Below are 19,179 nucleotides of genomic sequence, written 5' to 3'. Positions count from 1 at the left end.
GGCGGGAACACGGCGTCGCACCATCGCCATCGAGGGGGGATTTCGATCTGTAGGGAAACTCCCGATGCGATGCAAAATGGGCGCTCGTATGATCGCCTTAACGTTGATCACGTCAACGGGATTCCACTCTGAGCGCCGTTCGCCACTCCTTGGACGAACGGCTTTTTTTTGTTCGCGCGGCCGCGCTGAGCGGCGCGTGGCCGGCCCGGGTTCGCACCGTTTTCATGGCGCGTTGCCGACCGGGTGTGTCGCGTCAGGCGCCGCCGGCCGGTGCCGCCGCATCGTCGAACCAGCGCGCCTCGAGCCGCGCGAGGATCGCGAGCCGGCCCGCGTCGTCGAGCTTGCGCCACGAGGCGATCTCGTCGCGCGTGCGGCGGCAGCCGATGCACCAGCCCGCCTCGCGGTCCATCTTGCAGACGTTGGTGCACGGCGAGGCGACGGTGCTGACGGGCGCTTCGACAACGACCTCGGCCACCTCGGCGGTCGAAGCGTTGATGTCGTTCACCGCGTCCCGCATGCCGCCGCTCATGCCGTCTCCCGCAGCGCGACGTCGACCACCGGCGCACCGGTCAGCTCGACGAGTTCCTGCGGCGACAGGTTGAACACCGCGTGCGGATGGCCTGCCGCGGCCCACAGGCTGTCGAGCGCGAGCAGGTCCGCGTCGATCAGCGTGACGGGCTCGACGCGATGCCCGATCGGGCAGACGCCGCCGATCGCGTAGCCGGTGTTCTCGCGCACGAACTTCGCGTCGGCGCGGCCGATCTCGCCGACCTGCGCGGCCACCTTGCGTTCGTCCACGCGGTTCGCGCCGCTCGCGATCACCAGCACGGGGGCGCCGTCCGCGGCGCGCCGGAACAGGATCGACTTGGCGATCTGCGCCACCGCGCAGCCGAGGCCGGCGGCGGCCTCGGCCGAGGTGCGGCCGGTTTCGTCGAGCAGCACCACGCCGTGTTCGTGGCCGCGCTCGCGCAGCAGTTGCGCGACGCGGCGCGCGGAGTCGGGAAGGGCTTCGAGAGGTGTCGGAGTCGTGGTCATGAAGGCGTCAACGAAATAGGAATACGGGGTAGTTCAGGCTCGGCCTCAGGCGCAGGCGGCCTGCGCGTCGCGCCGCTTGGCGAGCAGCGCGCGGCCGGCGCGCGAGGCGTTCTCGCGGCCGATCGCGCGCGAGATGAAATCGCCGGCCTCGACCACCTCGATCAGGTCGATGCCGGTCTCGATGCCGAGCCCCTGCATCAGGTACAGCACGTCCTCGGTCGCGACGTTGCCGGTCGCGCCCTTCGCATACGGGCAGCCGCCAAGGCCCGCCACCGACGCGTGGAAGATCGTGATGCCTTCGAGCAGCGCGGCGTGGATGTTGGCGAGCGCCTGGCCGTAGGTGTCGTGGAAGTGGCCCGACAGCCGCTCGCGCGGGAACACCTTCGAGACGGCTGCGAGCAGCGTGCGCGTCTGCGCGGCGGTGCCCACGCCGATCGTGTCGGCGATGTCGATCTCGTCGCAGCCGAGCGCGGCGAAGCGTTCGACCACGTCGATCACGGCGGCCACCGGCACCTCGCCCTGGTACGGGCAGCCGAGCGCGCACGAGAGGCTGCCGCGCAGCCGCACGCCGGCGTCCTTCGCGGCCTGCGCGACCGGCTCGAAGCGCGCGATGCTCTCGGCGATGCCGCAGTTGATGTTCTTCTGCGAGAACGCCTCGCTGGCCGCGCCGAAGATCACGACCTCGTCGGCGCGCGCGGCGAGCGCGTTCTCCAGGCCTTTCAGGTTCGGCGTCAGCGCCGAATAGATCGCGCCGGGGCGGCGCGCGATGCCGGCCATCACCTCGGCGCCGTCGGCCATCTGCGGCACCCATTTCGGCGAGACGAACGAGGCCACTTCGAGGTTCGGGAAGCCGGCGTGCGAGAGCCGGTCGACGAGCGCGATCTTCACCTCGGTGGGCACGAAGGTCTTCTCGTTCTGCAGGCCGTCGCGCGGCCCGACTTCAACGATTTTCACGGCTGCGGGGAACGTCATGCTCAGTCTCCATCGTTCGGTGACGCGCGGGGCGCATCGTGCTGCGGTTGTCGTGGGCAACGGGGCCGGCGGCGCGGGTCGGTTGCGTGGTTCGGCTGCGTGATTCGATTACGTGATTCGATTATCTGGTTCGCGCGTGCTCGCGCTCAGTAACCGCGCGCGAGATCGACGATGCCGCCGACGGGCTCGCCGCGCTCGAACGCGCGAATCTTCGCGGCGATCTGCGCGACTGCGCCGCCGCGTTCGGTTTCGGCCGAGACGTGCGGCGTGAGCGTGATGCGCGGATGTTGCCAGAACGGATGATCGGCGGGCGGCGGCTCCTCGCGCAACACGTCGAGCAGCGCCGCGCCGAGCTGCCCGGCGGCGAGCGCGTCGAGCAGGTCCGCCTCGACCAGGTGCGCGCCGCGCGCGACGTTGACCAGCAGCGCGCCGGGCGCGAGCCGCGCGAACAGCGGCGCGTTCAGCACGCCCTCGGTGTCGGGCGTACTCGGCAGCAGGTTCACGAGCACCTGCAGGCCGCCGCTGAACGCGTCGAACCCCGGGTCGCCCGCGCGCGGCGTGCCGGCCGAGCAGGCGATGCCGTCCAGCGATTTCGCGCCGCGGCTGAAACCGCGCACGCTGAAGCCGAGGCCCGCGAGCGCGCGCGCGACCTGCGTGCCGAGCACGCCGAGGCCCAGCACGCCCACCACGAAGCGCTCGCGCGGCGTGACCGGCAGCGGCGCCCAGCGGCGTTCGCGCTGCTGCGCCGCGTAATCGTCGAAGCGCCGCAGATGGCGCAGCACGCCGAACACGACGTACTCCACCATCTGCGCGCCCATGCCGGTGTCCTCGAGCCGCACCAGCGGCACGCCGGGCGGCAGCATGCCGGGGTGGTCGCGTTCGAGCGCGAGCAGCGCGTCGACGCCCGCGCCGAGGTTGAAGATCGCCTTCAGGCCGTCGCGCGGCGCGAGCATCGCGGCGGGCGGCTGCCAGACCAGCGCGTAGTCGGCGCGCGCGTCGTCGCCGGGTTGCCAGGCGCGCAGCGTCGCGCCCGGCAGCGCGGCTTCGATCTCGCGTTGCCAGTCGGACAGTTCGCCGTCGGCGTAATGGAGCAGGATCTGCATCGTGGTCGGGGCGGGGCGGGCGCGGCGCCGGCTCGTGGCTGGGTCGTGGCCGGGTTGCGCCGAAACGGCCATTCTACGGTGTCGGGCGATCTGGCGCCGCCAGTCCGAAATTGCTAAGCACGATAAATTGGTTCGCCGGGCCCGCCGCGCGGCCGACAATCGGCATCGACTCCACCGGCCAAGCGAAGGAGGCAAGGATGTCCATCTGCAGCAAATCGTCGGCGTGGCCGCCGCGTGTCGTGACCGTGCCCGGCCTGCATGGCAGCGAGGGCGCCCACTGGCAGACCTGGCTCGAACGCCAGTTCGCGCATACGCTGCGCGTGGAGCAGGACGACTGGGAGGCGCCGCATCTGGCGTGCTGGTCGGGCGCCGTGCGCGAGACGCTCGCGCGCGAGCGCGGGCCGTTCGTGCTGGCCGCGCACAGCTTCGGCTGCCTCGCCGCCGCGCACGCGCTGCAGCGCGGCGATCTGGCCGCCGAGGTGGTCGGCGTGCTGTTCGTGGCGCCGGCCAGCCCGGTGAAATTCGCGTTCGCGGGCGCGTTCGAGGCGCGCCGGCTGCCGGTGCCGTCGATCCTGATCGGCAGCGAGACCGATCCGTGGATGGCGCTTGCCGACGCGCGCGAGATGGCGCGCCTGTTCGGCAGCGCGTTCGTCAACCTCGGCGACGCGGGCCACGTCAATACCTCGGCCGGCTTCGGGCCGTGGCCGCGCGCCAAATACTTCATCGATACGCTCGTGCATTGCGCGGCGCCGCAGCGGTTTCGCGAGGCGCAGCGCGACGAGGCCGCCGCGCCGGCCGCGGGCGAGCGCGGCTTCGCGTTCGCGGTCTGAGCGCCTGGCTGATGGCGATGGGGCAACGGCGCGGCGCGCGGCCGGCCGGATCGTCGTGACCGGCGCGCGGTGCCTCGCGATGAGCGGTCCCTGAGCCTTCCCTGAACTGCCTCGAGTCGCGTTTCAGCCGCGCGTGCGCGCGGAACCGCCCGTCGAGCCTGGCAACTGGCTCGGCGGTGCGCCCGTCGCGCCGTTGTCGTCCGGCGCGCCGGCCGGGGCGCCGTTCGGCCCGAGCGGGACCGCCGTGCCCGGATCGCCGGGGCCGCCCGGCGGAGGCGGCGGCGTGGTGCCCGAAGCGTCTTCGCCGGTGGGCGGGTAGTGGACCTCGGGCGGCGCGAGCGGCGGCTGGCCGGACGCCGCCACCGGCGCGCCCGCGACGGCGGACGCCGCCGAGGCGCCGCCGTTGAACGCGCTGGCGCTGCCGTCGCCGCTCACCGGCACCGCCGACGCCGCGCCGGACGCCGCCGCGGGATGTGAGTCGTCGCTGCACGCGCCGAGCAGCAGTACGATCGACAGCAAGGGGGCGGCGGCCAGTCGGATCATCGAAGGTTCTCCTGCGCGGGGCGGTGTCGGCTCGGGCCGACAGTATCGCCCGGCGCCGCGTCGCGCGTATGAACGCGGCGGGGCCGGGTGGCGGTCGCTGATGAAGCGCGGCGGTGTGTTCGGGCTGGCTGGCGCGGTCGCGGCGAGGCGCGGGTGCGATCGGCCGCTTCGGACGAGGGTTCGCGGACACGGCGCGTGACGCGGCTTGTCTGCCATGATTCGCCGGCCCGATTGGCGACCGGGATCGGCGACCGGGATCGGCGGCCGGGACCCGGACGGTTGCCCCGACCCGCGCCATGCTACCTCGCGCCGGGAATCTCACCGTCACCGCATTCGCCGCCGTCGCCTCAAGCTCCGCGCCCCGCGCGTTGCCGCAGCGGCGCCGCGAGCTCGCGCGGCGGGCGCGGAAAGCACGGATACGCGAGCAGCGCGACGGCCGCCGCGATGAACCAGACCAGGCCCCACGAGCCGCGCGCGAGCAGCGCGGGAATCGCCAGCGGGGTGACGAAGAAGCCGGTGTAGACCATCGTGTTCGCCATCCCGAGCGCGGTGCCGGCGCGTGCGGCGCCGGCGAGCGTGGCCAGTTCCGTATAGCCCACGCCGTGCCAGGCCGACACGCCGATGCCGGCCGCCACCAGCAGCACGGCCACGACCGCGAAGCTCGTGCCCGACGGCCGCGACGCGGCGGCCAGCGTCGCCAGCGCGAGCAGCACGAACAGCCCGGCCGCGAGGCGCGTCACGCCGCGCACGTAGGCGCGCCGGTTGCCGAGCCGGTCCGTCGCGCGGCCGCTCCAGACGCGCAGGATCATCGCGCCGAGCTGGATCGTCACCATCACGACGCCGATCGGTACCGCGCCGAAGCCGGCGAAATCGTGCAGGAACACGGTCGCGAAGGCCAGGATCGCCGACTGCGGCACGCACAGCAGGCCGATGCCGAGCACGAAGCGGCCGATCACCGGGTCGCGCAGCGGTCCGCCCGCGCCGGCCGTGCCAACCGTGCCGCCCGCGCCGGCCGACCCCGTCGTCGCCACCGCGTCGTCCCCGGGTTCGTGCAGCCAGCGCCAGGTCAGGGCCGCCGCGACGGCGCCGGCCGCCGCGAGCGCGCCGTACACGGCCGCGAAGCCGGCCGTCGAGGCGAGCGGCGGCAGCAGCGCGGCGCCGAGCCCGCCGCCGAGCGGCACGGCGGTCTGCCGGATGCTCATGGCGAGGCCGCGTTCGTGATCGCCGAACCAGCGCATCACGGCGCGGCCGCTCGCGCCGTTCACGCTGCCGCCGGTCAGGCCGACCAGCGCCATCGCCGCGGCCAGCGGCGCGAGCGGCGGGATCGACGCGCCGCGCGGCACCACCAGCAGCGCCATCGCGACGAGCAGCGCCGTCATCGCGGCGAGGCCGGTCAGCAGCACCCGGCGGTCGCCCCAGCGGTCGGCCGCGATGCCCCAGGGCAGTTCGAACAGCGCCGCGCCGAGGCCGAGTGCGCCGAGCACCAGGCCGAGCGCGCCGTTGTCGAGCCGGTACGCGCCGCGCAGCCAGATCGCGGTGGTCGGGATGCCGGTCGCGGCGGCCGAGAACGCCACGTTGGCGAGCACGCCGACCGACAGCACGCGCCAGCGGTGCGCCGCGCCGCGCGCGGCCGGTGCCGCGTCCGGCGCGGCGGGAAAGGGACGGGGGGACATGAAGCAACGCTCCGCGAATGATTGACGCCGCCAGTGTCGCGTCGTAGATTCATCCCGAAAATCAGAAAGTTTTGTGTTGATCGTTCGATAAAGCAGGATGGTTTCCATGTCTCACACGAACTTCGACGTCGCCGCGCTGCGCAGCCTCGTGGCCGGCATCGATCTCGGCAGCTTCGCGAAGGCGGCCGATCGCGTCGCGCGCTCGTCGTCGGCGGTCAGCGCGCAGATCCGCAAGCTCGAGGAGCAGGCCGGCGCGCCGCTGTTCCGCAAGGCCGGGCGCGGGCTCGCGCTGACCGACGCCGGCGAGGCGATGCTGCGCTACGCGCGGCGGCTCATCGAACTGAACGACGAGGCGGCCGCCGCGGTGCGCGGCGCCGCGCTCGACGGCTGGGTGCGGATCGGCCTGCAGGAGGATTTCGGCGAGGCGCTGCTGCCCGACCTGCTCGGGCGCTTCGCGCGCGCGCATTCGAAGGTGCGCGTCGAGGCGCGCGTGGCGCGCAACGCCGAGCTGCTGGAGCGGCTCGCGGCCGGGCAGATCGATCTCGCGCTGGTATGGGGCGATCCGGCCGCGTCCACCGCCGCGGCGCGCGCCGGCATCGACACCGAGATCATCGCTCAGGTGCCGATGGGCTGGGTGGGCGCCGCCGAGCCGGCCGCGATGGCGGGCGCCGCGGCGTGGCGCGAGAGCGGCGAGCCGTTCCCGCTGGTCGCGTTCGACCAGCCCTGCACGTTCTTCACGGCCGCGACCGGCGCGCTCGATCGCGCCGGCGTGCGCTGGCGGATCGTGTTCACGAGCCCGAGCCTGGCCGGGCTGTGGGCCGCCGCCGCGGCCGGGCTCGGCATCACCGTGCGCTCACCCTACGGCCTGCCCGCCTCGGTGCGGCTGCTCGATCCGCGCGCGCACGGCCTGCCGGTGCTGCCGTCGCTGCCGCTGGTGCTGCTCGCGCGCCGCGCGGCCGGCACGCCCGCCGTCGAGGAACTGATGCGAATCGTCCGGCAGTCGGTGGGCGGCGCGGCCGAGGTGCCGCTGAGTTCGCTGGCTGCCTGAGCACCCGAGGGCCTGCGGGTGGCGGAACGGCGAGGCGCGGGCGATGGCGCGCGGCGATCGCGTTCGGCGCGCGAGCGGACCGGTGCCGCGAGGCGATCGGCCGTGCCGGGCGGCAGGCTTCGCGTTACCCGCTACGCGATGCCGGCGCGACGCGAGACGTTATCGCGCGATGGCGGCATCGACGCGCCGGCGCGACGCGAAGGCCTGACACCTCGCCGGCCCGGCTCGGCGGCACGCCGCGTGCATGGCGCCGGGCAACCGGCACGCGCCGCCACCTCTCTCAGAGCGCCTCGACCGCCTCGTCCGTGAACCGGTCGAGCACGAACCGCAGGCGTTCGCGCAGCGCCTCGCCGGCCGGCACGAACGGCAGGCGCAGGCCGTCCTCGCACCAGCCGGCCGCCGCGAGCGCGGCCTTCACGGGCGCCGGGTTCGGCTCCTCGAACAGCAGCCGCACGAGCGGCTGCAGCGCCACCGCGATGCGCCGCGCGCCGGCCAGGTCGCCGCGCAGCAGCCGTTCGCGCGCGCGCACGTGCAGGGCCGGCAGCAGATGCGCCGAACTCGCGATCGCGCCGTGCGCGCCCGCGCAGAGCGCCGCGAAATTCTGGTTGTCGTCGCCCGAGAACACGCGCAGCGGCGTTTCGTGGACGAGCCGCAGCATCCGGTCGATCGAGCCGCCGCACTCCTTGATGCCGGCGATCCGCGTGTCGGTGGCGAGCGCCTTCAGCGTGTCGAGTTCGACGTTGACGCCGGTGCGGTACGGGATGTTGTAGACCAGCACCGGCAGGTCCGCCGCCTGCACGATCGCCTCGAAGTGGCGGCGGATGCCGTCCTGCGAGGGCCGCACGTAGACGGGCGGCGTGGCCAGCAGGCCGGCGGGCGCGAGCGCGGCCAGCGCACGCGCGCGTGCCGCGGCGGCCTGCGTCGCGCTCTGCGTGAGGCCGAGCACCACCGGCATGCCCGGCGCCGCCGCGCGCAGCGTGCCGAACACGGCGGCCTGCTCGTCGGCGTCGAGCAGCGCGCCTTCGCCCGTCGTCGCGCAGGCGACGAAGCCGCCGATGCCGGCCGCCGCGTAGTGCCGCGCGAGACGCGCGAGCGCGTCGTGATCGACGGCCTCGCCCGCGAACGGCGTGATGACCGGAAGCCAGATACCGGAAAAATCGATGGACATGCAAACCTCGGCAGGGAACGTGGATGAAGGGACGTTCCGCCGGCGCATGCCGGACCGGGTTGGCGAGCGGGTCGAGCGACCCGCGGAGATTCCCGTCCGGCTGTTCGCCTGACGGGACGCGACTCCCCGTCAGTCGAGAAGTCGTTTTTTCAGTTTCAGACCGGCCCCGCGCACGGCGGCGCCCGCGGCCGTGCTGGCGGCAGCGGCGGCGACGGACGTGTACGAATGCGGAAACGGCGCGCGCGGCGACATGATCGGTACCGGGTCGAAACGAGCCTGCATCTTAGCATCGGCGCCGGCCGGCCGGGGAGCGGGCTCCCCGGCCGGCCGCATGGCGCTCGGTCCGGACTTACCAGCCCACCGTGATCGTCGCGATGGTCGGATTGGTGCCCACCAGCGACGAGCTGAATCCGCTCACGTCATCGTAGGAGAATCCGTAGGTGAGGTTGTTGATCGCGTGCGCATGCCAGAACTTCGAATACGAATTGGTCGGCTGCGACGCGTAGAACGAGCTCGCGCTGCTCCAGAGCGCGGGATTTTCGGCCACGTGCCGGTTCAGCGCCGCGCAGAGCTGCGCCTGGATCTGCAGCTGCTTGGCGGTGGGCACGCCCGGCGCCGCGTTGGTCGCGTCGTTGAGCGGGCCGTTGCCGAGCAGCACTTCCGAGGTGGTCGGCATGCGGTTGATGTAGTACGTGCCCTGGCCGTCGGTGAACTGGAACTGGCCGTTCACGACGTGGCCCGTGAAGGTGCCCTGCGCGTCGGTGAAGGTGAGCGTCTGGGTGCTGTAGAGATTCCAGATCGACTGGATGTAGCTGTCGAGATAGGTCGCGTTGGCGCCGCCCGGCTTGAAGCTGCCGTGCGCGGGCGCGACGATCCGGTACGGCGCCTGCGCGAGGCCCTGGAACTGCGTCGGCACCTGCTGCTGGTATGCCTGGAACAGCGCCGCGCGCGTTTCGGTTTCCCCGACCGTCTGGTCGTAGCCGCCCTGGCCCTGCAGGCGCAGCTTGACCGGGAAGCCGAACTGGTCGACGCGCGTGGTGTTGCCGAAGAAGTTCGCGGCGTTCGTGTCGAACTCGATGAAGTCGAACGTCACGTCGATGTTCGGATCGGTCGGGTTCTCGATGTTCGGGCCGGTGTAGCCGGTGACGGGATTGCCCACCGCCTGCATGTACAGCGTGCTGCCCACCGTCAGGTAGAGCCGCGCCGAGGTGATCGCCGGGATCGTGACCGACTTGCATTGCGACAGCGCGTTCGAGTAGTTCGCGTAGCCGACGCCGTTCTTGGTCTGCTGCGAATCGTCGGCGGCGCTCATCGGCACCAGCGTGCCCGAGCAGTTGACGTGGACGAAGCGGTTGTTGTTCGCCGGGTCCATGCCCACCAGCGTCCAGTACACCTGACTGTCGGCATAGGTGCCGTTGGTGCCGTTGACGAGGTTGAGGGTGGTGCCCGAGGCCGGGAACGCCGCCGCTGCCGCCGGCGCGTTCGACGCCGCATGAGCGCCGGCATGCATGCCGATCAGGATTGCCGAAGCCAGAACTTTTACCGATATGGCGGCCAGCGATTGGGATTGCCTTTGTTTCATTTCTTTTTCTCCAAGTTTTATTTGGCCGCAGCGGGAATCGATTGAAATGTCCCGCCGTGGCCAGGCCCTTGCGTTACCGCTGTTCCATGAAAACGTGGCGGCGGAACGAGCGGTGCGCCCCTGCACCGGATCGACGAGGCGGCCTGGTGCGATGCCCTCCGCGGCTCGCTCGCCGCCGCCCGGAAAGGCAGGCGGGGCAAGCCTTCGGCCCCGTGATGCGGGCCCCGGGGATGCGCCGGTTCGCGATGAGGCCAAGGCCGGTCGTCGATGCGTAACGACCTGAACAATTGATAACCGAAATAAAACCAATCGATTAATCGGCTTATCAATCGATTAAGCTCGAATCGATATGAGCATGGCGGGAAACCCGTTGTCAAACGTTTGGCGGAATCGAAATGAAAAGGCCGCCGCGATTTCAATTAGTGAGAAAAAATGCCGTCGCGAACGGGGATCACCGGCCGGATGGGCACGGCCCGCGCGGCGCGGCAAATGACTTTTGGTTGTGATCTCAACACGATTGAATCGTAGGGGCGCCGCGCCGCGCTCGCTACAATCGCCGCTTACCAATACCTGACACTCAGGGACCACACAGGGGATTCGATGAACCAGACGCAACGGATCGGCCGCTGGCTGATCGCGGGCGCGGCGGCGGCGCTCGTCGCGGCGGCGCCGGCCGTACACGCGGAAACCGCGCTGCTCAACGTGTCGTACGACGTGACGCGCGAGCTTTACAAGGACATCGACGCGGGCTTCGTGGCGGCGTGGAAGCAGCAGAGCGGCGAGACCGTCTCGGTGCGCCAGTCGCACGGCGCGTCGAGCGCGCAGGCGCTGTCGGTGCTGCAGGGCCTGCAGGCCGACGTGGTGACGATGAACCAGCCGAACGACATCGACCTGCTCGCCGAGCGCGGCCAGCTGCTGCCGAAGGACTGGCGCAAGCGGCTGCCCGACAACAGCTCGCCGTATGCCACCACCATGGTGTTCCTGGTGCGCCACGGCAACCCGAAGCAGATCCACGACTGGAGCGATCTCGCCAAACCCGGCGTGCAGGTGGTGATCGCGAACCCGAAGACCTCGGGCAACGGCCGCTACGCGTATCTGGCCGCGTGGGGCTACCAGAAGCTGAAGGGCGCGAGCGACCAGCAGGCGCTCGACTTCGAGAAGGCGATCTTCCGCAACGTGCCGGTGCTCGACGCGGGCGGGCGCGGCGCGACCACCACCTTCACGCAGCGCGGCATCGGCGACGTGCTGGTGACGTTCGAGAACGAGGTGGCGCTGATGGACGCCGGCGGCGCGGGCGAGCAGTTCGACGCCGTGTACCCGTCCACCAGCATCCTGGCTGAGCCGCCGGTGGCGCTGGTCGACAAGGTGGTCGACAAGAAGGGCACGCGCAAGGTCGCGCAGGCCTACCTCGATTACCTGTATTCCCCGGCGGGGCAGGAGATCATCGCGAAGCATCATCTGCGGCCGCGCGATGCGGCGGTGCTGAAGCAGCACGCGGCGGAGTTCAAGCCGCTGAAGACGTTCAGCGTCGAGCAGGTGTTCGGCAGCTGGGACAACGTGCAGAAGACGCATTTCGCGGACGGCGGCACGTTCGACAAGATCATCGTCGACCGGAAATAGCCGCGCCGGGTTCGGGGCGGAACAGGGAAACGGGAGCGCCGCGGCGCTCCCGTTTTTTTGTGCGAATGGAATTCGCCGGGACGTGAACGCGGGGCAAGCGGCGAGTCCGGATGGCGAGGCGCCGGCACCGCATCGGCTTCGATGACAAAATGAGCGCGCGTTCCCCGCCCCGGCGCACCGCCGAAGCCCAACCGGCTCCGCGCGCAAAATCCTCCTCATCCCGCCCGCAAAACATCGGAAATCTTCTCCGATCCCGGGCTTCGCGGCGGGAACAGAAAAATTCCACTCCGCCATCGGGCGAAAAATAGCGACAAACAGCCGCAAAGTCCCGCGGCTCGCGATTTCGATTCGAACCCCCGAGCCCCCAAGCCCCGATACGCCCCGGAGACACGCCCATGACTGCCCGCCTGCCGATCGACGGCTCCCCCCCGCTCGCCGACTACCGCCTCACCGACAACCTCACCGCCACGCGCGGCCGCGTGTTCCTGACCGGCACCCAGGCGTTGGTGCGCCTGCTGCTGATGCAGCGCGCGCTCGACGCGGCGCGCGGCGTCGATTCGGCCGGCTTCGTCAGCGGCTATCGCGGCTCGCCGCTCGGCATGGTCGACCAGCAGATGTGGAAGGCGAAGAAACTGCTCGACGCGAGCCGCGTGCGCTTCCTGCCCGCGATCAACGAGGAGTTGGGCGGCACGGCGGTGCTCGGCACGCAGCGCGTGGAGGCGGACCCCGAGCGCACCGTCGAGGGCGTGTTCGCGATGTGGTACGGCAAGGGGCCGGGCGTCGATCGTGCGGCCGACGCGCTCAAGCACGGCAACGCCTACGGCGCGTCGGAGCACGGCGGCGTGCTGGTGGTGGCCGGCGACGATCACGGCTGCGTGTCGTCGTCGATGCCGCACCAGAGCGACTTCTCGATGATCGGCTGGCAGATGCCGATCGTGAATCCGTCGAACATCGCCGACATGCTCGAATTCGGCCTGTACGGCTGGGCGCTGTCGCGCTTCTCGGGCGCCTGGGTCGGCTTCAAGGCGATCTCGGAGACGGTGGAGTCGGGCTCGACCGTCGACCTCGACGCGCTCGCCACCGACTGGCCCGCGCCGGAAGGCTTCGTCGCGCCGGCGGGCGGCCTGCACAACCGTTGGCCCGATTTGCCGAGCCTGACCATCGAGGCACGGCTCGCGGCCAAGCTCGACGCGGTGCGCCACTTCGCGCGCGCCAACAGCATCGATCGCTGGATCGCGCGCAGCGAGCACGCGAGCCTCGGCATCGTGACCTGCGGCAAGGCGCACCTCGACCTGATGGAAGCGCTGCGCCGGCTCGACCTGACGGTGGCCGATCTCGATGCGGCCGGCGTGCGCATCTACAAGGTCGGGCTGTCGTTCCCGCTCGAGACCACGCGCCTCGACACGTTCGTCGAAGGCCTGGACGAGGTGCTCGTGATCGAGGAGAAGGGGCCGGTGATCGAGCAGCAGATCAAGGATCATCTCTACAACCGCACCGAGGGCGCGCGGCCGCGCGTGTTCGGCAAGCACGACGAGCACGGCGCGCCGCTGCTGTCGGCGCTCGGCGAGCTGCGCCCGTCGCGCGTGCTGCCGGTGTTCGCGGCCTGGCTCGCGCGGCACCGCCCGGCGCTGGACCGGCGCGAGCGCGTGGTCGAGCTGATCGCGCCGGAGATCCTCTCCAACGCGGCCGACGCGGTGAAGCGCACGCCGTATTTCTGCTCGGGCTGCCCGCACAACACCTCGACCAGGGTGCCCGAGGGCTCGGTCGCGCAGGCCGGGATCGGCTGCCACTTCATGGCCTCGTGGATGGAGCGCGACACCACCGGCCTGATCCAGATGGGCGGCGAGGGCGTGGACTGGGCCGCGCACGCGATGTTCACCAACACGCGCCACGTGTTCCAGAACCTCGGCGACGGCACCTACTTCCATTCGGGGATCCTCGCGATCCGCCAGGCGGTGGCCGCGCGCGCGACGCTGACCTACAAGATCCTCTACAACGACGCGGTGGCGATGACGGGCGGCCAGCCGGTGGACGGCAGCCTGTCGGTGCCGCAGATCGCGCGGCAGGTGGAGGCCGAGGGCGTGTCGCGCTTCGTGGTGGTGTCCGACGAGCCGCAGAAGTACGACGGCCATCGCGATCAGTTCCCGAAGGGCACCACCTTCCATCATCGCGACGAGCTCGACGCCGTGCAGCGCGAACTGCGCGACACCGACGGCGTGACGGTGCTGATCTACGACCAGACCTGCGCGGCCGAGAAGCGGCGCCGCCGCAAGAAGGGCGAGTATCCCGACCCGCCGAAGCGCGCGTTCATCAACGAGGCCGTCTGCGAGGGCTGCGGCGATTGCGGCGTGCAGTCGAACTGCCTGTCGGTGGAGCCGGTCGAGACCGAACTGGGCCGCAAGCGCCGCATCGACCAGTCGTCGTGCAACAAGGACTACTCGTGCGTGAACGGCTTCTGCCCGAGCTTCGTGACGGTGGAGGGCGCGGCGCTGAAGAAGGCGGCCGGCTTCGCGTTCGACGAAGCCGCGCTGGCCGCGCGCGTGGCGGCGCTGCCGGCGCCGGCCGCGCGGCTCGAGGCGGCGCCCTACGACCTGCTGGTGACGGGCGTGGGCGGCACCGGCGTGGTCACGGTGGGCGCGCTGATCAGCATGGCCGCGCACCTGGAAGGCCACAGCGCGTCGGTGCTCGACTTCATGGGCTTTGCGCAGAAGGGCGGCGCGGTGCTTTCGTATGTGCGGATCGCCGCGCGCGACGAGTGGCTGAACCAGGTGCGCATCGACACGCAGCAGGCCGACGTGCTGCTCGCCTGCGACATGGTGGTGGGCGCGAGCGCCGACGCGCTGCAGACGGTGCGCCATGCCCGCACGCGCGTGGTGGTCAACACGCACCGGATTCCGAACGCGTCGTTCGTGCGCGATCCCGACGCGAGCCTGCATGCCGACGCGCTGCTCGACAAGATGCGCCACGCGGCCGGCGACGCGTTCGTGACCGATTGCGACGCGCAGGCGCTGGCCGCGAAGTTCCTCGGCGACACCATCGGCGCGAACATCCTGATGCTCGGCTTCGCGTGGCAGCAGGGGCTGGTGCCGGTCTCGCACGCGGCGCTGATGCGCGCGATCGAGCTGAACGGCGTGGCGGTGCCGGCCAACCGGCTCGCGTTCGCGATCGGGCGCATGGCGGCCGGCGACCCGGCGGCGCTCGAGGCGCTCTGGCGCGCCCAGCAGGCGGCGCCGGTCGCGGCCGGCACGGCGCCGCGCTCGCTCGACGCGCTGGTGGAAGATCGCGCCGCGCGCCTCGCCGCCTACGGCGGGCCGCGCTACGTCGCGCGCTACCGCGCGCTGGTGGACGCGGCGCGCGCCACCGGCGACACGCGCGTGGCCGAGGCGGTGGCCACCACGTTCCACCGGCTGCTCGCGGTGAAGGACGAATACGAGGTCGCGCGGCTGTACAGCGACGGCACGTTCCGCGCGGCGCTGGCCGCGCAGTTCGACGGCGTGGCCGGGCGCGACTATCGCGTGAGCTTCCACCTGGCGCCGCCCGCCACCGCGAAGGCGCACGACGGCGGGCGGCCGAAGAAGCAGCGCTTCGGCGGCTGGATGTGGCCGGTGTTCGGCGTGCTGGCGCGGCTGCGCCCGCTGCGCGGCACGCCGCTCGATCCGTTCGGCCGCACCGAGGAGCGCCGCATGGAACGCGCGCTCGCCGACGACTACGAGGCCACCATGACGCGCGCGTTCGCGGTGATCGACGCGCACAACGCGGACCTGGTGGCCGCGCTCGCGGCGCTGCCGGCGCGCGTGCGCGGCTACGGCCCGGTGAAGCTCGCGAGCGTGGCCGCGATGAAGCGCGCCGAGCAGCCGCTTGCGCTGCGCGCCGGCGTGAGCGCGGCGACCAGCACGGCGGTGACGCGGGCGATCGAGTCGATCAAGGGCGCCGGCGCGCTGCGCGGGATTCCGGTGGTGGTGGCGAAGTAAGCAAGGGGAGCGGGGGCGGCGGGCGGGGGCTCGCCGCGTGGGTGGTGGGCAGGGGCGCGTGTTGTTCGGGTGGCCCGTCTCGTCTTGTGTGGACGAGGCGGGCCGCTTGCGTCGCCCACCTGCCTTGCGTCACTCACGGGTGCCGGAAGCCATCTCCCGTGACGCGAGGCGCATGTCGTTCGCGAGACGCGGGCGGCCCGTCCCATGCGAACGAGGCGGGCCTCACGTCATCCTCGTGCCCCGGGGCGCCATCTCCCGCTCACGCGCCCGTCTCAGCCGCCGCCTCCTGTCCCCCCAGACACTCAAACCAGCCCCTTCTTGCGCGTCGACAGCGCCGTCTCCGACAGATCGACCTCGCGCATCAGCTTGGATAGCGTCTCGTCGTTGATCCGCTGTTCGGTGCGCAGCCGGTACAGCGCCGCGCGTTCGGCGCGCACCGCCGCGATCTTCATCTGCAGCTCCATGCGCTCGGCCTGCTTCGCCTCGGCGCGCAGCGTCACGGCATCCTCGCCCTCGTCGAGCGCCACCAGGCGCCGCCGGTACAGGTCCATCACGCGCGCGGTGATGTCGGCGCAGCGCGCGGCGTCGGCTTCGTCGAGGTCGGCGGTCAGCGTGTCGTGGGTCGCGTCGATCGCGCGGATCGCGGCCTGCGCGGCGGCCGCGCGCGCGGCGCGTTCCTCGTGCGCATGCGGATGCGGCACGCTGCGCAGCCCGCGCAGCAGCAGCGGCAGCCCGGCCACGGCCACCAGCAGCGAGCCGAGGATCACGCCCGAGGCGATGAAGATCGCGGTGTCGCGGCCGGCCAGCGGCGCGCCGTTACCGAGCGCGACCGGCAGCGACAGCACGCCGGCCAGCGTGACCGCGCCGCGCACGCCGCCCACCGTCATCAGCGAGATGGTGCGAAAGCCCGGCATGGTGCCGGGCATGCCGCGCCGTGCCACGCGGCGGCTCGCGATCGAGCGCAGCAGCCAGATCCAGGCGAAGCGGATCGCGTAGAGCGCGACCAGCATCGCGACCACGTAGCCGATCATCGCGAGCATCCGCGCGTTGCTCTCGTGGTGCGCCGACAGCAGCGCGCGGCCGATGATCTGCGGCATCTGCAGGCCCAGCATGATGAACACCATGCCGTTGAACACGAACTCGATCATCGACCAGGTGCTCTCGGCGCGCACGCGCGCGGCCACCGTGCTGCTGCGCGAGAAACTCGTGTAGTTCATCATCATCCCGGCCGCCACCGCCGACAGGATGCCCGACAGCCCGAAGTGCTCGGCGATCAGGTAGGACGCGAACGGGATCAGCAGCGTCATCACGATGCCGGGCGCCGGGTCGCCCTCCTGCGCGGCGTTCAGGAAGCGCGTGGAAAGCGCGCTGAACAGCCAGGCCAGCAGCGCGCCCACCGCGAGCCCGCCCGAGGCGACGATCACGAACGTGATCGAGGCGTCGCGCAGCGAGAACAGCCCCGTGAGCGCGGCGGCGATCGCGAACTTCAGCGCGACCAGGCCCGACGCGTCGTTCATCAGCGCCTCGCCTTCCAGGATGTGCATCAGCTGCGGCGGAATCCGGCCGCGTCCGGCGATGCCCGACAGCGCCACCGCGTCGGTGGGCGAGAGCACCGCGGCGAGCGCGAACGCCACCGGCAGCGGCAGCTCCGGAATCAGCCAGTGCGCGAAATAGCCGACCGCCACCACGGTGATGAACACCAGCCCGAACGCGAGCATCAGGATCGCGCGCCGCTGCAGGTAGAGCTCGCGCTTCGGAATCCGCCAGCCGTCGGCGAACAGCAGCGGCGGGATGAACAGCAGCATGAAGATCTCGGGATCGAACGTGACGTGCAGGTTCAGGCGCGGCCAGGCCAGCGCGGCGCCGAACGCGATCTGCATCAGCGGCAGCGGCGGGCGCCGCGGCAGCAGCCGGATCGCGATGCCGGACAGCGCCACGGCGAGCAGCAGGATCAGGACGGTGAAGACGATTTCCATCGAGGGTGCAGGGTATTCGAAAGCGGGGACCGGCCGAGTGTAGCGCGCGCGGGCGAACCGTGGCGTGCCGTCGCGCACCGGTTTGGTGCGGGCGAGCCCCGCCAGCAGGCATGCGGCGCGGTTCGCACGGCGCGGGCCGGGGTGGCGGTGAGCACGGAGCTTGCTTATTACTGACCAACAACATGTCGCGGCATAACACGAGGGTGCGAAAGATGGGTTCATCGATATCGCGTCGAACGCCGGTCGCGGCGCCGACTGTCAGGAGGGTCGCCCAATGGTGATGACGATTCAGCAGGAGCGCCCGGTGCCGGTGTCGGGATCGGCATACCGCTTCGAGCGCGAGGTCACGTCCGGTTTCGAGCGCGTCGCGACGCGCCATCGCGACCTGTCGCTGTCGAGCATGTTCCAGCCGATCTTCAGCCTGTCGCACCAGCGCGCGGTCGGCTACGAGGGGCTGCTGCGCGCGCACGATGCGCTCGACCGGGTGGTCGCGCCGGTGGACGTGTTCGGCGAGGCGGCGCGGCACGGCGACGTGATGCAGGTGGACCGGCTCGCGCAGGCGCTGCATCTCGAGAACTTCTCGCTGCTCGGCGCCGAGCGCGAGTGGCTGTTCCTGAACGTCCATCCGGGCGTGCTGACCGATCCGTTCCAGGGCGCCGCGCTGCTCGCGAACCTGAAGCGGCTCGGCATCTCGCCGCGGCGCGTGGTGCTGGAGGTGCTGGAGCAGCGCGCCGACGACATCGACCGGCTCGCCGAGGCCGTCAAGGCGTTTCGCGCGCACGGTTTCCTGATCGCGCTCGACGATTTCGGCGCCGGCCATTCGAACATCGAGCGGATCTGGCAGCTGAACCCCGACATCGTCAAGCTCGACCGCATCATGCTGTCCCACGCGCAGCACCGCAGCGGCCAGACCGCGATCCTGCACGGGCTCGTCACGCTGCTGCACGAGGCCGGCAAGCTGGTGCTGATCGAGGGCATCGAGACCGAGCACGACGCGCAGGTCGCGCTCGCCTGCGAGGCCGATTTCGTGCAGGGCTACTTTTTCGGCCGGCCGGCGCCGGGGCTGACCGACGGCGCCACCGCGTCGGCCTGCATCGGCGAGCTGACCGAGCGCTACCGCACCCAGACCGAGGCGCGCGAGCGGCGCGACGCGCAGCGCATCGCGCCGTACCTGCGCGCGTTCGAGCGCGCGGCCGAGCGGCTCTCGGCCGGCGAGTCGCTCGACGAGGTGTGCTGGAATTTCCTCTCGCTCGACGACGCGGCGCGCTGCTTCCTGCTCGACGCGCAGGGGCGGCAGGCCGGCAGCAACGTGGTGCGGCGCGCCGATCGCGCGCTGCACGAGATGCGCTTCGCGCCGCTGTCGGACGCGCAGGGCGCGAACTGGCTGCGCCGGCCGTACTTCCGCGCGGCGATCGCCGAGCCGCAGCGCGTGCATGTGACGAAGCCGTATCTGTCGATCAACGAGGCGCTGCCGTGCGTGACGCTGTCGATTGCGATCCGGATCGCCGATTCGCTGTGCGTGCTGTGCGGGGATATCGACTGGCCGGAGACGGAACGGGTGGGGTAGGCGGGGGGCGGGCCGCGCGGCTGCCGGCGAGCGTGCGCTGCGTTACCCGGCGTGCTTCTGCCGCGATCGGGCGGCATCACGCCGGCCTGAC

At 71.5% G+C, this 19,179-nt stretch carries 15 protein-coding genes; 5 read left to right on the top strand and 10 right to left on the bottom strand.

Annotation, left to right across the window (positions count from 1 at the left end):
* Positions 1 to 253: 253 nt before the first annotated feature.
* The 4 genes from BpN12_RS32195 to BpN12_RS32180 all read right to left on the bottom strand — a co-directional run bounded on the left by BpN12_RS32195 (position 254) and on the right by BpN12_RS32180 (position 3,110).
* Entirely contained in the window at positions 254 to 529 is a 276-nt protein-coding gene (locus BpN12_RS32195; RefSeq protein WP_246796133.1) for a DUF1289 domain-containing protein, read from the bottom strand.
* A complete protein-coding gene (locus BpN12_RS32190; RefSeq protein WP_246796132.1) occupies positions 526 to 1,035 on the bottom strand; it encodes a YbaK/EbsC family protein in 510 nt (169 codons plus the stop codon). The genes BpN12_RS32195 and BpN12_RS32190 overlap by 4 nt, the downstream gene beginning before the upstream one ends.
* Positions 1,036 to 1,080: 45 nt before the next feature.
* The gene (locus tag BpN12_RS32185) at positions 1,081 to 2,007 is read right to left on the bottom strand and encodes a hydroxymethylglutaryl-CoA lyase (RefSeq protein ID WP_246796131.1); all 927 of its coding nucleotides are present in this window, start codon (positions 2,005 to 2,007) and stop codon (positions 1,081 to 1,083) included.
* A gap of 146 nt (positions 2,008 to 2,153) precedes the next feature.
* Entirely contained in the window at positions 2,154 to 3,110 is a 957-nt protein-coding gene (locus BpN12_RS32180; RefSeq protein WP_246796130.1) for a 2-hydroxyacid dehydrogenase, read from the bottom strand.
* Positions 3,111 to 3,307: 197 nt separating this feature from the next.
* Between BpN12_RS32180 and BpN12_RS32175 the strand changes: the two genes are divergently transcribed.
* A complete protein-coding gene (locus tag BpN12_RS32175; RefSeq protein ID WP_246796129.1) occupies positions 3,308 to 3,940 on the top strand; it encodes an RBBP9/YdeN family alpha/beta hydrolase in 633 nt (210 codons plus the stop codon).
* 123 nt (positions 3,941 to 4,063) lie between these two features.
* On the opposite strand, the gene BpN12_RS32170 is transcribed toward BpN12_RS32175, so the two are convergent.
* Together BpN12_RS32170 and BpN12_RS32165 are read right to left on the bottom strand one after the other, a co-directional pair.
* The gene (locus BpN12_RS32170; RefSeq protein ID WP_246796128.1) at positions 4,064 to 4,483 is read right to left on the bottom strand and encodes a hypothetical protein; all 420 of its coding nucleotides are present in this window, start codon (positions 4,481 to 4,483) and stop codon (positions 4,064 to 4,066) included.
* Between the two features lie 347 nt (positions 4,484 to 4,830).
* Positions 4,831 to 6,156 carry an MFS transporter gene (locus tag BpN12_RS32165; protein ID WP_246796127.1) on the bottom strand — a complete coding sequence of 442 codons (1,326 nt, stop codon included), beginning with the start codon at positions 6,154 to 6,156 and terminating at the stop codon, positions 4,831 to 4,833.
* A 97-nt stretch (positions 6,157 to 6,253) separates the two neighbouring features.
* On the opposite strand from BpN12_RS32165, the gene BpN12_RS32160 reads away from it, so the two are divergent.
* Positions 6,254 to 7,204, top strand: coding sequence for a LysR substrate-binding domain-containing protein (locus BpN12_RS32160; RefSeq protein ID WP_246796126.1), 951 nt, complete (start codon positions 6,254 to 6,256; stop codon positions 7,202 to 7,204).
* Positions 7,205 to 7,484: 280 nt separating this feature from the next.
* Here the strand turns inward: BpN12_RS32160 and dapA are convergent, their stop codons facing one another.
* The 3 genes from dapA to BpN12_RS32145 form a co-directional block, all read right to left on the bottom strand.
* Positions 7,485 to 8,372, bottom strand: a complete 888-nt coding sequence (gene dapA / locus BpN12_RS32155) for a 4-hydroxy-tetrahydrodipicolinate synthase (RefSeq protein ID WP_246796125.1) — start codon at positions 8,370 to 8,372, stop codon at positions 7,485 to 7,487.
* Positions 8,373 to 8,501: 129 nt separating this feature from the next.
* A complete protein-coding gene (locus tag BpN12_RS32150; RefSeq protein ID WP_246796124.1) occupies positions 8,502 to 8,654 on the bottom strand; it encodes a hypothetical protein in 153 nt (50 codons plus the stop codon).
* 67 nt (positions 8,655 to 8,721) lie between these two features.
* Positions 8,722 to 9,954 carry a beta-1,3-glucanase family protein gene (locus BpN12_RS32145; RefSeq protein ID WP_246796123.1) on the bottom strand — a complete coding sequence of 411 codons (1,233 nt, stop codon included), beginning with the start codon at positions 9,952 to 9,954 and terminating at the stop codon, positions 8,722 to 8,724.
* Positions 9,955 to 10,554: 600 nt separating this feature from the next.
* On the opposite strand from BpN12_RS32145, the gene BpN12_RS32140 reads away from it, so the two are divergent.
* Positions 10,555 to 11,574: a sulfate ABC transporter substrate-binding protein gene (locus BpN12_RS32140; protein ID WP_246796122.1), complete on the top strand. Its 1,020-nt coding sequence runs from the start codon at positions 10,555 to 10,557 to the stop codon at positions 11,572 to 11,574.
* A gap of 395 nt (positions 11,575 to 11,969) precedes the next feature.
* On the top strand, positions 11,970 to 15,545 hold the full coding sequence (locus BpN12_RS32135; protein ID WP_246796121.1) for an indolepyruvate ferredoxin oxidoreductase family protein: 3,576 nt from the start codon (positions 11,970 to 11,972) through the stop codon (positions 15,543 to 15,545).
* Positions 15,546 to 15,847: 302 nt separating this feature from the next.
* Here BpN12_RS32135 and BpN12_RS32130 read toward each other — a convergent pair whose 3' ends face one another.
* Positions 15,848 to 17,521, bottom strand: a complete 1,674-nt coding sequence (locus tag BpN12_RS32130) for a Na+/H+ antiporter (RefSeq protein ID WP_246796120.1) — start codon at positions 17,519 to 17,521, stop codon at positions 15,848 to 15,850.
* Positions 17,522 to 17,795: 274 nt separating this feature from the next.
* Here BpN12_RS32130 and BpN12_RS32125 point away from each other — a divergent pair, with 274 nt between their 5' ends.
* The gene (locus BpN12_RS32125; protein ID WP_425306338.1) at positions 17,796 to 19,088 is read left to right on the top strand and encodes a sensor domain-containing phosphodiesterase; all 1,293 of its coding nucleotides are present in this window, start codon (positions 17,796 to 17,798) and stop codon (positions 19,086 to 19,088) included.
* The last annotated feature ends 91 nt before the right edge of the window (positions 19,089 to 19,179 follow it).

Origin of the sequence: Burkholderia perseverans (assembly GCF_022870505.1) — a bacterium.
GTDB lineage: Bacteria > Pseudomonadota > Gammaproteobacteria > Burkholderiales > Burkholderiaceae > Burkholderia > Burkholderia plantarii.
Note: the sequence above shows the minus strand (reverse complement) of the source record. Positions and strands in the feature narration are given on the sequence as shown.

What these genes read in the sequence shown, in the direction of transcription:
- BpN12_RS32195 (WP_246796133.1), bottom strand. Translation starts at nt 529, where the DNA reads ATGAGCGGCGGCATGCGGGACGCGGTGAACGACATCAACGCTTCGACC.
- BpN12_RS32190 (WP_246796132.1), bottom strand. Translation starts at nt 1,035, where the DNA reads ATGACCACGACTCCGACACCTCTCGAAGCCCTTCCCGACTCCGCGCGC.
- BpN12_RS32185 (WP_246796131.1), bottom strand. Translation starts at nt 2,007, where the DNA reads ATGACGTTCCCCGCAGCCGTGAAAATCGTTGAAGTCGGGCCGCGCGAC.
- BpN12_RS32180 (WP_246796130.1), bottom strand. Translation starts at nt 3,110, where the DNA reads ATGCAGATCCTGCTCCATTACGCCGACGGCGAACTGTCCGACTGGCAA.
- BpN12_RS32175 (WP_246796129.1), top strand. Translation starts at nt 3,308, where the DNA reads ATGTCCATCTGCAGCAAATCGTCGGCGTGGCCGCCGCGTGTCGTGACC.
- BpN12_RS32170 (WP_246796128.1), bottom strand. Translation starts at nt 4,483, where the DNA reads ATGATCCGACTGGCCGCCGCCCCCTTGCTGTCGATCGTACTGCTGCTC.
- BpN12_RS32165 (WP_246796127.1), bottom strand. Translation starts at nt 6,156, where the DNA reads ATGTCCCCCCGTCCCTTTCCCGCCGCGCCGGACGCGGCACCGGCCGCG.
- BpN12_RS32160 (WP_246796126.1), top strand. Translation starts at nt 6,254, where the DNA reads ATGGTTTCCATGTCTCACACGAACTTCGACGTCGCCGCGCTGCGCAGC.
- dapA (WP_246796125.1), bottom strand. Translation starts at nt 8,372, where the DNA reads ATGTCCATCGATTTTTCCGGTATCTGGCTTCCGGTCATCACGCCGTTC.
- BpN12_RS32150 (WP_246796124.1), bottom strand. Translation starts at nt 8,654, where the DNA reads ATGCAGGCTCGTTTCGACCCGGTACCGATCATGTCGCCGCGCGCGCCG.
- BpN12_RS32145 (WP_246796123.1), bottom strand. Translation starts at nt 9,954, where the DNA reads ATGAAACAAAGGCAATCCCAATCGCTGGCCGCCATATCGGTAAAAGTT.
- BpN12_RS32140 (WP_246796122.1), top strand. Translation starts at nt 10,555, where the DNA reads ATGAACCAGACGCAACGGATCGGCCGCTGGCTGATCGCGGGCGCGGCG.
- BpN12_RS32135 (WP_246796121.1), top strand. Translation starts at nt 11,970, where the DNA reads ATGACTGCCCGCCTGCCGATCGACGGCTCCCCCCCGCTCGCCGACTAC.
- BpN12_RS32130 (WP_246796120.1), bottom strand. Translation starts at nt 17,521, where the DNA reads ATGGAAATCGTCTTCACCGTCCTGATCCTGCTGCTCGCCGTGGCGCTG.
- BpN12_RS32125 (WP_425306338.1), top strand. Translation starts at nt 17,796, where the DNA reads ATGGTGATGACGATTCAGCAGGAGCGCCCGGTGCCGGTGTCGGGATCG.